Below are 12,520 nucleotides of genomic sequence, written 5' to 3'. Positions count from 1 at the left end.
ATAATAAGGGATTATCTAAAGCAAATGTGAATATGGTCTACAACTATTTCAAGGTATACACAATTGTGCAATTTTATCTTAATTGTTTTCCGTTAAACTAGATAATTCAGCAGATTTTTGAGTACAACGTTTCATAGCTGAAATGATGGCTGTTCTCAAGCCTTTTTCTTCTAATGTTGCTACAGCCTCTATTGTCGTTCCACCTGGAGAACAAACCATATCTTTCAATGCACCTGGGTGTATTCCTGTCTCTAGTACCATTTTTGCAGAACCTAATACAGCCTGGGCTGCGAATTTATATGCTTGATTTCTTGGCATACCATCCAGTACAGCAGCATCTGCCATGGCTTCTATAAACATATATACATAGGCTGGCGAAGACCCACTTACAGAAGTTACAACATCCATTAATTTTTCATTTACTATCTCTGTCTGGCCAAAACTATTAAAAATGTTTAGTATATCTTCTAAATCTTTTTCTTTAACCATTTCATTAGGACATAATGCAGACATTCCTTCGCCAACAAGAGCTGGTGTATTAGGCATTACTCTTACAATCCTTAACTTTCTACCAAAAGCATTCTCAGTACTCATAATGCTTTTTCCTGCAGCGATAGTTACGACTATTACATCGTTTTTTATTTGCTCTTTTATTTCGTTAATGACTGATAAATATAGGTCTGGCTTGATTGACAAAACTAAGATGTCAGCATTTTTAGCTACCTCATTGTTGTCAGTAGTTATAGTTATGCCATATTTTTCACTAGCTTTCTTTAAATTAGTAACGTTTAAATCTGAACAAATTATTTTATCTGAAGACACTATATTTTTGTTTATCATCCCGCCAATCATAGCCATCCCCATATTTCCGCATCCGATGAATCCAATTTGTTTGTCCATAATAACTCGATCTTGCTCCTTTTATAATCAATTTTATCGGTTTGAAATTATTATTCTGAAAAAATTAAATAATATCCCATACAATATAAAGAAACATTTTAAGAGAGTATATTCCTTTTTGCAATACCAAAAATAAAGAAATTAATTTTATTTGAAACTATATAAGTATATGCAGTATAATTTAATATTTTGTATTATCTACCACCGGATAACATTAAAAATCATGTTGGATAATAGCAATATATTCTACTATTTACATAAAGAATTAAGAGAAGTTGTAGGATTTGTGACATGACTTGCTCTATTTGTTGCATGCTAAGAGATGTTTAGAAGGCTTTATGTTGATGAATAATCAATAAGGTATAGTTATATCAACGTTCTCTAGATATGATGATGTTCATACAGTCTGTACATAATTTCATACTAAAATCTTGTCGCTCTATTAATTTTTCGAAATATCTCTTGACACAAAAACAAACTATATCGCATAATATATAAAAATTAAATTGAAAATCGTTGAAGGGAACTAGTACATATGTCTTCTTGCGAAAGAGAGTGGAATTCACCGGCTGAAAGATTCCTCGTATAGAAAGTATCGAACCTATCCCTGAGTCTTAAATGAAAGTTTAGGCGTACGCCTGCGTTATAGGCGCCAAGTGGATATCTATGTATATCAATTAAGGTGGTACCGCGGAACAATGACCGTTTCGTCCTTTTTATTAAGGGCGAAGCGGTCATTTTTATTTTGCTCTTAATTTCTATAGGCGTAGCATTGATAAGAGGAAATATTGCTGCAAACTGTATGTATATAAGTACAATTTATAAAAACTTTGATTTTAGACTAGGGGGTACAAAAGTGAAAAAACAACGAATTGTTGTAAAGATTGGGAGCAGTTCCTTGGCGACTAATCATGGAGGCATCTCTGCGGAACAACTTTCAGATCACGTTGCAGCTTTGGCGAGATTGAAACAGGAAGGACATGAAGTTTTGCTAATTACATCTGGGGCCGTCGCTGCAGGTTTTTCTGCTCTAGGGTACCCTAACCGACCTGTAACAATTAAAGGTAAACAGGCTGCCGCTGCTGTCGGACAAAGTTTGTTAATGCAGGCATACACGGAGGAATTCCGTAAATATGATATCGTTACCGCGCAACTTTTACTAACGAGAAGTGATTTTTCTAGAAAAGAACAATACAGTAATGCTTATGCTACTTTAGGGGAGCTACTAAACCGTTCCGCTCTTCCTATAATCAATGAAAATGATTCTATTTCTTTAGAGGAGTTGACTTTTGGTGATAACGATATGCTGTCAGCTTTAGTAAGTGGGCTTGCTTCGGCGGATATGCTCATGATTTTTACGGATGTGAACGGTTTATATGACCAGAATCCCCAGAAAAATGCGGATGCGAAAAAATATTATTTCCTCCCTGAGGTTACGAAAGAAATCGCTTCTCTTGCTGGTGATGCTGGCTCAAAACTGGGAACTGGCGGTATGAAATCGAAAATCGATGCTGCAAAGACGGCAATTTCTCTTGGGGTGAGTGTATTTATCGGGACAGGTCGTGGACATGAGAAGTTTTTAGATGTTTTGAAGGGGAAAGGTGATGGAACGTATATCGGTAATGCTCCTCAAAAAGTGATTAAGATGAATAAGCAGTGGATCGCGTTACATTCGCTTGTCGGCGGACAAATCGAAGTGGATGCTGGAGCAGCCGCTGCCATCATTCAGCATGGAAAGAGTCTTCTTCCTGCTGGTGTTACTAGTGTGTCTGGGTTCTTCCAAGCAGGCGAAGTTGTGGAGGTCGTAACGCAACAAGGGCGCGTAATAGGGAAAGGGCAATGCAGATATAGTGCAGAGGAACTAAGGGATATAAAAGGTATGCAGAGCCAAGACATTAAAGCGCGATGTGAAAGGCATAGCTATGAAGTCATCCATAGAGATAATTGGATTTCATTTTAAGAATAGAGTGGACTCATCCAAGTGTAGAGCGTAGAGTTGACCGTTATAAATCTGACTCTAAATCTTCAATAAATTCAACGCATATCTAGGCAGGAAAGGCTTAGATGATAGTGCTTTGCTGGAGTTAAATGGGTCTCAAATGTTACCTATTAATCTTTAAAAAGGAGGAAATGAAAATGAATGAAGTGTTGGCAAAAGGACAAAAAGCAAAGAAGATTGCTAGAGAACTTGTGCTCAAATCTACAAATCAAAAAAACGAAGCACTTGCCGCGATTGCTGATCAATTGATAATAGAAACAGCTTATATTTTAGAGGAGAACAAACGGGATATTGAAGGAGGTAAGACAAAAGGATTTTCTGCTTCTCTCCTTGATCGCCTTATGCTGAATGAACAGCGTATTATTGATATGACAGAGGGTATCAAGCAACTAATTGATTTGCGTGATCCTGTTGGAGAATGTGTAAGTGCATGGGAAAGGGACAATGGATTATCTATTCAGGAGGTGCGCGTGCCACTAGGTGTTGTCGGGATGATATACGAGGCACGGCCAAATGTTACGGTAGATGCGGCCACAATTTGCTTGAAAACAGGAAATGCAGTGATCTTGCGTGGTAGTTCTTCCGCTACGTATTCTAACAAAGCCATCGTGGCTGTTATTCACCGAGCGCTCAAAAAAACGAGCTTACCTCCAGAAAGTGTACAGCTCATAGAAGATACGTCACGAGATAGCGCAAAGCAGCTGTTTACATTAAACGAGTACTTGGATGTTCTAATCCCAAGAGGTGGCAAACAGTTAATAGATACTGTAGTGAGAGAAGCGTCTGTTCCAGTACTAGAAACAGGTGCGGGAAATTGTCACGTTTTCATTGATGGAACAGCAGATAAACAAATGGCATTTGATATTATCATAAACGCCAAAACGCAGCGTCCATCTGTATGTAATGCAATTGAAACGATTATACTTCATGAAAATTGGGCGCAGCGATTTGGTAGCGAACTGTTTTCTTCCTTGAGGGAAAGAGGAGTAGAACTACGTGGAGATAATAAAGTATTGACAATTGATTCTTCTATTATACCGGCTTCAGAAGAAGACTGGGGAACAGAATTTTTATCTCTCACGCTGGCAGTCAAAGTGGTTTCCTCTACCGAAGAAGCAATTAATCACATAAATACTTATGGATCCATGCATTCTGAAGCGATTATTACAGAGGATGAGGAAAACGTCAGCAAATTTTTTACATCCGTCGATGCCGCGGCACTCTACCATAATGCTTCGACCCGTTTTACTGATGGTTTTGAATTTGGTTTCGGCGCAGAAATCGGCATCAGTACGCAAAAGCTACACGTAAGGGGACCAATGGGGCTTCCTGCATTGACTTCCACAAAATATGTGATTCGTGGAAATGGACAGATCCGGAGATAATAAATATAGGGGAAGAAAAAAGCTACATGCCTACTAAACTAACAAGATAGGTTGAGTCTAAAGCAAAATGCGTATGCTGAAGGTTTTTAAATTGATAATCTATAAATAGAAAGAGGACTGGAATACGGTCCTTTTTTGTTTCTTATCGAAGCATTATGCTCGTGAAAATCTTTTAATAAAAGGGCATGTTAATTATTAAGTAAAGATACTTTTACTTTAGTACAAGTTTCTATTACAAATTTGTTAAAATTTTTCCACGCTACATAAAGTAACAAAATTTGACCTAATGAGTTTGTTATAGTGTAAATAATCAAAAAACTCAAAAATTAGTCGAGTTAAAATGGTTATTATTAAACGATATTAAAAATATAAAGGGGTGTACACATGCATAAAGAATTTGAAATTGAAGAATATACGGCAATTGAGGAACAAATTCATTATTATTGTAAATGTTTATTGGTAAGTCATCCTGAACAAATTGTAAAATATTTAGAAAAAAGATTAGAAAAGTATACGGAAACATTACAATATGCACATTTATATCCTGAAACGGTTATTTTACCAATACAGCAATTAATTATCGAATATTCTTTAGATGTAGCTAGAATTAGAAAATATATGAATTTAAAAACATAGATAAAAAATTTATGGTTCAAAATGAAACAGAGTCGGCTTTAAGAAAAAATATTCTAATGTCGACTCTGTTTCATTGTATAGTTGTTGGCCCAAAATAAATAGTAATGAATTAAGTTTGACATATAACAACTCGAGAGTAAAATAAAAGTGAGTACTCACTCATTTTATGGAAAAGGGGGATTTTGAGTGCAGCAACCTTCAATTATTTTACGAGATGTATCAAAGAAATTTGGAAAAAAAGAAGTTTTGCACAATCTTTCGTTGCAAGTAGAAAAAGCGGAAATTTTTGGCTTGGTTGGACCTTCCGGATCAGGGAAAACGACGCTTATTAAAATGATTGCAGGTATTAATGAGTCAACTACAGGGGATGTAATTGTTTTCAATACAAACATGCCTAATTTAAATGAAATGAAAAGAATTGGTTATATGGCTCAGGCTGATGCTTTATACGAAGAACTATCAGCATATGAAAATGCAGATTTTATTGCAACGATGTATGGATTGAAAGGTAAGCGTAAAAAAGAGAGAATTGAAGAAGTTTTTGAACTTGTACAATTGTCACAGCATCTGAAAAAGCAAGTGCAGCATTTTTCAGGTGGAATGAAAAAGCGTTTATCATTGGCGATAGCACTCCTTCATGAACCAGAAATATTAATTTTAGATGAGCCAACAGTTGGAATAGATCCGCTTCTTCGAAAATCGATTTGGGAGAAGTTTTATGATCTTAAAAAGAAAGGTACAACTATTATTGTAACAACACACATTATGGATGAAGCTGAGTTTTGCGAACGACTAGGGTTAATTAGAGAAGGGAATTTAGTTGCGATTGGCACACCCGAGGAATTGAAAAAACAAACATCATCTGGACGAATTGAGGATGTCTTTTTGTTAGAAGGAGTGATTGAATCATGAGAGTTAATGGTGTAATTATCCGTATCATTCGTCAATTTTTTCGAGATAAGCGTTCTTTAGCGATGATGTTTGGGGCACCTATGTTATTGCTTTGGTTATTGTCTCTAGTATTTACACAAAAAGATTATATACCGCATATTGCTGTAGTAGATGTGCCTGCTCCTATAGTAAAAGCGATGAAAAATCAAGAAGCATCAATTTATGAATATAGCAAAGAAAAAGCAATTTCGGAGTTAGAAAAGCAAAAGGTAGATGCAGTAATTCATTTAGAAAATGGAAAAATGAATCTTCTATTAGAAGGCAGTGATTCATCAAAAAATCGTGCTGTACTTCAAGTATTGCAAAAAAGCACAGAGAAAAATGATGTATCAATTATGAAGCCTGAAGTTAATTATTTACATGGATCTAAAGACTTTACGATGTTTGATGGGCTTGGTCCCATATTAATCGGTTTCTTTACATTTTTCTTTGTATTCATATTGTCAGGAGTATCTTTTGTAAGAGAACGTTTAAGTGGTACATTAGAGAGATTATTGTCCACACCTGTGAGAAGATGGGAAATAGTTGTAGGATATATTATTGGTTTTGGAATCTTTGCATTTATACAATCTATCATTATCGTAAGTTTTTCGGTTTATATTTTAGACTTGTATGTAGCAGGCTCCATCTGGTTGACTTTACTTATTACATGTATGCTTTCTTTAACTGCCCTAACATTAGGTACATTTCTATCGGCATACGCAAATAATGAATTTCAAATGATCCAGTTTATACCGCTTGTTATCGTACCGCAAGTTTTCTTTTCTGGGTTGTTTCCAATTGAATCCATGAATAAGTGGTTACAAATGTTAGGGAAATTATTTCCCCTCACATATGGTGCTGACGCAATGAGACAAGTGATGATTCGAAATCAAGGATTTAAAGAGATTGCAGTAGATCTTACTGTTTTACTTCTTTTTTCACTATTATTTGCAGTAGGAAATGTATTTGCTTTAAAGAAACATCGTAAAATATAATGATGACAAAAAGGAGCTTTATAAATGAGGAAGGATTGGCTTGAAGAACTAGTTGCTGCAACAAATACTGATAAACGAAATGAACGTCAAATGCGTATATTAGAGGCAGCTGTTGATATGTTTGGGGAAAAAGGGTACGCTGCAACTTCAACAAATGAAATTGCAAAGCGAGCGGGTGTAGCGGAAGGAACGATCTTCCGCTACTATAAAACGAAAAAAGATTTATTGTTAGCGGTCGTAATGCCAACTTTAACAAAGTTCGCTGCACCATTTTTCGTACAAGCTTTTGCAAAAGAAATATTTAAAACTAATTATGAATCATATGAAGGATTTTTAAGAGTAGTAATTAATAATAGATTTGAATTTGCCAAAAAGCACTTTCCAATGATAAAAATATTAATTCAAGAAGTACCATTTCAACCAGAACTAAAAAGTGAAATACAGCAATTAGTGGAAACAGAACTACTTTCACATTTTAAAAAGTTAATTGTGAAGTTTCAAGAAGATGGGAAAATTATTGAAATACCACCATCTTCCGTATTACGTCTTACTTTATCAGCTGTACTAGGATTACTCTTAACTCGATTTTTATTATTGCCTGAAGAGAAATGGGACGATGAAGTGGAAATTGAAAATACGATTCAATTTATATTATACGGATTAATACCGCGGAGTTAATAAAATAAATCATGCAAAATCCTCCGATTGTTCAAGTTGCTCAAAGGAATGAATTACTATCAGGGCCGGTTAATACACACCTACCTTTAATTCTTCTAGGAAATTTAAAATCAAGCAATAGTAGAACGTTAACGGCTCTATGGCTATCTGATTACACTGGAGTAGTCTAATAAGGACTTTCAATTGAACATTATAATATGGTATAAGAACTACAAAAGAAACACAAAATTTAAGGCGATCGATTTAAAATCGATTGCCTTTTTTTTATTTCAGAATAGAGGCGTAACGTAATATTGGCTAAGCTAAACAAGTTAAAACAATAAATCACAACAATAGACTACAGGATGAATTAACATAAGAACTCAGTGTTAATCGGAGAACGTTCTATGGGTGCTGTAAAAAATAGCGGGCTTTATCGCTTTCAAAAGCGAAAGCATTGATAGTTTTCTAGCAGAAGAGCAGAAGTAAGTATGCGCACAGTTTATGAATTTAAGTGGATTAACTTTAAGGTAATATACGGAGTAATAAAGGTTCTTTTACACGACATGAAATGAAATCGAAAAAAATCGATTAAATTAAAAGTTAAAATAGGTGATTAAGAAAATAGATTGTCGAATTTTATTACTCGTGAACATTTGTATAAATGTCTATTAACAATCGCGCATTTTAAAACGTTAAAAATTAATTGAAATATGAATGTCATTTTAATTTTAAACCTGATTAAAGATTTATATTTATGACATATAACAAAGTGAAGGATTAAGAATTAGGATGTAATGTTGCTAATGCAGAAGGTAGTGTTTAAAAATTATAGGAAGAATTTTCATTAGTTATTAATGCATACGCCGCGCCATTTATCAAATTGAAATGTATGCGAGCTTATTTTTAGGTATGATAAAACACAGCTTTAAAATGTATGAGCATATGCTAGAAGAACTTTATAAATATGCAGAGAAGCGAAAAACAGTTAGCAGTTTGATTACCATATTAAAATCGTAGGCAATACGGTTTGATGAAAAGTATTTATTAAAATAAACATATTTCGAATCACATCCTGAGGTGTTAGTGAAAATCTTTGATTCGGAAAAAAATAGAGATTATTAAACATAAAAATACATAATTCGACATGAAACTACCTATGTTGTTGTAGAACAATGTAGGAATTTTTTTGTGCATTAGTACAGAATCTGTTTTAAAATTGATTTATGACAGAATTGTAGCAATTGTCTAACTAATTTTTTTGTCTTTTAAGTAGTAATGTTTGTAGTACAAACTCGCACGCTGTCGAAACTCAATATTCGATAAGGGGTGTGTAGCGGAATGGAATTTACTCTAACTCGCGAAAAACAAATGATTAAAGAAATGGTACGTGACTTTGCTGAAAAGGAAATCGCACCGAAGGCTGTATATTATGACAAAACTGCGGAATTTCCATATGAAACATTTCAAAAAATGGGCGAACTAGGATTATTAGGCATCCCATTCCCAGAAGAGTATGGAGGTTCAGGTGGCGATACAGTATCGTACGCGTTAGCAGTTGAAGAAATTGGTCGTGCTTGTGGTGGGACAGGTTTAAGCTACGCTGCAACAATTTCATTAGGAGCTTCTCCAATTTATTATTTCGGTACAGAAGAACAAAAGCAAAAGTATTTAGTTCCAATGGCATCAGGTAAAACATTAGGTGCTTTCGGATTAACGGAGCCAAACGCTGGATCTGATGCAGGAGGCACACAGACGAAAGCAATTTTAGATGGCGATGAATATGTAATTAGTGGCGAAAAGTGTTGGATTACAAATGCAGAGTATGCAAATACAATCATTGTAACCGCTATCAATGGTGTTGAAGAGAATGGTAAAAAACGTATTTCTGCATTCATTGTACCGACTACTAGTGAAGGATTAACGATTTCAAGTCCTTACGATAAGATGGGCGTTCGCGCTTCTAATACTTGTGAAATCGTACTTGATGGTGTGCGTGTACCGAAAGAAAATATACTTGGTGATGTAAACAAAGGATTTAAACAATTCTTATATACACTTGATGGAGGGCGTATTTCAATTGCAGCATTAGCAGTAGGTATTGCACAATCAGCATTTGAACGTGCACTGCAATATGCGAAAGAACGTCAACAATTTGGAAAAACAATTTCTAATTTCCAAGCGATTCAATTTAAATTGGCTGATATGGCGACTGAAGTGGAATTAGCGCGTAATTTAGTACATAAAGCAGCTTGGTTAAAAGATAATGATAAACCTTTCGGTAAAGAAGCGGCTATGGCAAAACTGTTTGCCTCTGAAGCAGCAAGTCGTATAGCGAATCAAGCAGTACAGATTCATGGTGGATATGGTTATATGCGTGAATATGAAGTTGAACGTCATATTCGTGATGCAAAACTATTAGAAATTGGTGAAGGAACTTCTGAAATTCAACGTCTCGTAATCGCTAGACATTTAGGATGTAGATAAAAAGGAGGGATCACTATGTTTCAAAAAATATTAATTGCTAATCGCGGGGAAATCGCAGTTCGTATTATGAAAACTTGTCAAAAACTTGGGATTCGTACCGTTGCTATTTATTCTGAGGCAGATGAAAATGCCCTTCATGTGAAAATGGCAAATGAGGCTTACTTAGTAGGTGGGCCACGTGTCCAAGAAAGCTATTTAAATCTTGAAAAAATTATTGAAATAGCTAAGAAGACAAATGCTGAAGCAATCCATCCAGGATACGGATTATTATCAGAGAATCCATCTTTTCCGATTCGCTGTAAAGAAGAAGGAATCGTATTTATCGGTCCTTCAGAAGAAATCATTACGAAGATGGGAAGTAAAATTGAATCACGTATAGCAATGCAAGCAGCAGATGTACCAGTAGTTCCAGGTATTACTACAAATATTGAAACTGCTGAAGAAGCAATTGAAATTGCAAAACAAATTGGTTATCCATTAATGCTTAAGGCATCCGCGGGCGGCGGAGGCATTGGAATGCAGTTGATGGAAACTGAGCAAACGCTCACCAAAGCATTTGAAAGTAATAAAACAAGAGCACAAAACTTCTTTGGTAACGGAGAAATGTATTTAGAGCGCTATATAGCAGATGCACACCATATTGAAATTCAGCTTTTAGCGGATACTCATGGTAATACAGTGTATTTATGGGAACGCGAATGTTCAGTACAGCGCCGAAATCAAAAAGTAATTGAAGAAGCACCTTCACCATTTTTAGATGAAGGTACACGAAAAGCTATGGGAGAAGTTGCTGTACAAGCTGCTAAAGCACTTGGTTATACAAATGCAGGTACAGTTGAGTTTCTTGTAGATGATCAGAAAAACTTCTATTTCTTAGAGATGAATACGAGATTACAAGTAGAACATCCAGTTACGGAAGAAATTACTGGTTTAGACCTTGTTGAACAACAACTCCTTATTGCATGTGGTGAAAAGCTATCATTTACACAAGCTGATGTAAAACGTAGTGGTCATGCCATTGAGGCCCGTATTTATGCAGAAGATCCGAAAACATTCTTCCCATCACCAGGAAAAATTACAGATTTAACGCTACCGACAAGTGTACGTATTGATCACTTTTTAGAGAATAATGTAACAATTACACCTTTCTATGATCCAATGATTGCAAAAGTCATTGCTCATGGTGAAACTCGTGAAGAGGCAATTTCAAAATTAGAAAATGCTCTAGAAGAGTTAAAAGTAGAAGGTATTAAAACAAATACACCAATGCTACTGCAAGTATTGGAAGACGATGTGTTCAAAAGTGGTATTTATACAACGGGTTTTGTAACGAAACAACTTGTTAAAAAATAAGGTTTATGAATATTAAGGGGGAAAAAATGATGACGAAAGTATATGCATCGATGGCAGGAAATGTTTGGAAGATAGTTGTAGGAGTAGGAGATACAGTAGAGGAAGAGCAGGATGTCGTCATTTTGGAATCTATGAAAATGGAAATTCCAATCATTTCAGAAGACGCTGGAACGGTTATGAAAATAAACGTGCAAGAAGGCGATTTTGTAAATGAAGGAGATGTATTACTAGAAATTGAATAGGGAGATATGGGGGGAAGCGAATTGAAACTACCTAATTTTGCTGTCATTAAAGAAGTAGGGCCACGTGATGGCTTACAGAATGAAAAAAAAATTGTTGGCACAAAAGATAAAGTAAAATGGATTCAACTACTTACAGAAGCGGGATTGTCGTACGTTGAAGTTTCCTCATTCGTTCACCCTAAATGGATTCCTGCATTAGCAGATGCAAGTGATGTATTTTCTGAGCTAAAAAGGGATCCAAATGTTACATATGCAGCGCTTGTTCCAAATCAAAATGGTTTGGAACGAGCTTTTTTGCAAAATGTAGATGAGGTGAATGTTTTTTTATCAGCAAGTGAATCTCATAATAAAAGTAATATTAATAAATCAATCAAGGAAGCATTAGCTGTGATCGAAGATTTAACAAAACAAGCAATGTTTGAAGGGAAAAAAGTAAGAGGATATGTTTCTACTGTGTTTGGCTGTCCTTATGAAGGGGATATAAGTGTAGAAGCTGTTGATGAATTATGTAATCAACTATTTTCATATGGCATTTATGAAATCTCTCTTGGTGACACGATTGGTGTAGCAAATCCGTTACAAGTAGAGCAAGTATTAGATCATTTATTAAAGAAGTATGATGCTGCACAGTTTGCAATGCATTTTCATAATACGTATGGAATGGCACTTGCAAATGTAGTTAAGTCTTTAGAATATGGTATTACAACGTTTGATAGTTCTTGTGGTGGACTTGGAGGCTGTCCTTATGCACCAGGAGCGTCGGGTAATGTTGCAACTGATGACTTAGTACATATGCTTCATAAGTTAGGGGTCCAAACAAATATAGATGAAGAAAAGTTATTGAGGGCTAGTCAATTTATTCAAAGTAAATTAAACATCCAATTACCGAGTCATGTGTATAGAGCGCTTCAACATAAAACGATAAGTAGGTGA

11 protein-coding genes and 1 other annotated feature are annotated in these 12,520 nt (G+C 35.4%); of the genes, 10 read left to right on the top strand and 1 reads right to left on the bottom strand.

The features are described from left to right. Nucleotides 1–78 precede the first annotated feature (78 nt). Nucleotides 79–900, bottom strand: a complete 822-nt coding sequence (gene proC / locus MR109_RS15875) for a pyrroline-5-carboxylate reductase (RefSeq protein ID WP_098308453.1) — start codon at nt 898–900, stop codon at nt 79–81. A 507-nt stretch (nt 901–1,407) separates the two neighbouring features. Further along, nucleotides 1,408–1,618: a binding site (T-box leader), on the top strand. 138 nt (nt 1,619–1,756) lie between these two features. On the opposite strand from proC, the gene proB reads away from it, so the two are divergent. The 10 genes from proB to mvaB all read left to right on the top strand — a co-directional run bounded on the left by proB (nt 1,757) and on the right by mvaB (nt 12,520). Next, nucleotides 1,757–2,860, top strand: coding sequence for a glutamate 5-kinase (gene proB, locus MR109_RS15870; RefSeq protein ID WP_242272930.1), 1,104 nt, complete (start codon nt 1,757–1,759; stop codon nt 2,858–2,860). 176 nt (nt 2,861–3,036) lie between these two features. Continuing rightward, nucleotides 3,037–4,284: a glutamate-5-semialdehyde dehydrogenase gene (locus MR109_RS15865; RefSeq protein WP_242272928.1), complete on the top strand. Its 1,248-nt coding sequence runs from the start codon at nt 3,037–3,039 to the stop codon at nt 4,282–4,284. A 384-nt stretch (nt 4,285–4,668) separates the two neighbouring features. Continuing rightward, complete coding sequence (locus MR109_RS15860; protein WP_002172024.1) at nt 4,669–4,920, top strand: hypothetical protein; 252 nt, start codon at nt 4,669–4,671, stop codon at nt 4,918–4,920. Between the two features lie 186 nt (nt 4,921–5,106). Next, nucleotides 5,107–5,832, top strand: a complete 726-nt coding sequence (locus tag MR109_RS15855) for an ABC transporter ATP-binding protein (RefSeq protein WP_242272925.1) — start codon at nt 5,107–5,109, stop codon at nt 5,830–5,832. After that, nucleotides 5,829–6,848, top strand: coding sequence for an ABC transporter permease (locus MR109_RS15850; RefSeq protein WP_242272922.1), 1,020 nt, complete (start codon nt 5,829–5,831; stop codon nt 6,846–6,848). Before MR109_RS15855 ends, MR109_RS15850 begins: the two co-directional genes overlap by 4 nt. Before the next feature lie 24 nt (nt 6,849–6,872). After that, nucleotides 6,873–7,526 carry a TetR/AcrR family transcriptional regulator gene (locus tag MR109_RS15845; RefSeq protein WP_242272918.1) on the top strand — a complete coding sequence of 218 codons (654 nt, stop codon included), beginning with the start codon at nt 6,873–6,875 and terminating at the stop codon, nt 7,524–7,526. 1,320 nt (nt 7,527–8,846) lie between these two features. Then, nucleotides 8,847–9,992, top strand: a complete 1,146-nt coding sequence (locus tag MR109_RS15840; RefSeq protein ID WP_071719535.1) for an acyl-CoA dehydrogenase — start codon at nt 8,847–8,849, stop codon at nt 9,990–9,992. 15 nt (nt 9,993–10,007) lie between these two features. Beyond that, a complete protein-coding gene (locus MR109_RS15835) occupies nt 10,008–11,345 on the top strand; it encodes an acetyl-CoA carboxylase biotin carboxylase subunit (protein ID WP_071719534.1) in 1,338 nt (445 codons plus the stop codon). Between the two features lie 26 nt (nt 11,346–11,371). Further along, nucleotides 11,372–11,587: an acetyl-CoA carboxylase biotin carboxyl carrier protein subunit gene (locus tag MR109_RS15830; RefSeq protein WP_025150553.1), complete on the top strand. Its 216-nt coding sequence runs from the start codon at nt 11,372–11,374 to the stop codon at nt 11,585–11,587. A 21-nt stretch (nt 11,588–11,608) separates the two neighbouring features. After that, nucleotides 11,609–12,520, top strand: a complete 912-nt coding sequence (gene mvaB, locus MR109_RS15825) for a hydroxymethylglutaryl-CoA lyase (protein ID WP_071719581.1) — start codon at nt 11,609–11,611, stop codon at nt 12,518–12,520.

This window comes from Bacillus cereus group sp. BfR-BA-01310 (assembly GCF_022664325.1).
Classification (GTDB): Bacteria; Bacillota; Bacilli; order Bacillales; family Bacillaceae_G; genus Bacillus_A; species Bacillus_A paramycoides.
This window is presented reverse-complemented; position numbering and strand designations above follow the sequence as displayed.

Coding starts and splice junctions, on each gene's coding strand:
- proC (WP_098308453.1), bottom strand. CDS start 900: ATGGACAAACAAATTGGATTCATCGGATGCGGAAATATGGGGATGGCT.
- MR109_RS15865 (WP_242272928.1), top strand. CDS start 3,037: ATGAATGAAGTGTTGGCAAAAGGACAAAAAGCAAAGAAGATTGCTAGA.
- MR109_RS15860 (WP_002172024.1), top strand. CDS start 4,669: ATGCATAAAGAATTTGAAATTGAAGAATATACGGCAATTGAGGAACAA.
- MR109_RS15850 (WP_242272922.1), top strand. CDS start 5,829: ATGAGAGTTAATGGTGTAATTATCCGTATCATTCGTCAATTTTTTCGA.
- MR109_RS15845 (WP_242272918.1), top strand. CDS start 6,873: ATGAGGAAGGATTGGCTTGAAGAACTAGTTGCTGCAACAAATACTGAT.
- MR109_RS15840 (WP_071719535.1), top strand. CDS start 8,847: ATGGAATTTACTCTAACTCGCGAAAAACAAATGATTAAAGAAATGGTA.
- MR109_RS15835 (WP_071719534.1), top strand. CDS start 10,008: ATGTTTCAAAAAATATTAATTGCTAATCGCGGGGAAATCGCAGTTCGT.
- MR109_RS15830 (WP_025150553.1), top strand. CDS start 11,372: ATGATGACGAAAGTATATGCATCGATGGCAGGAAATGTTTGGAAGATA.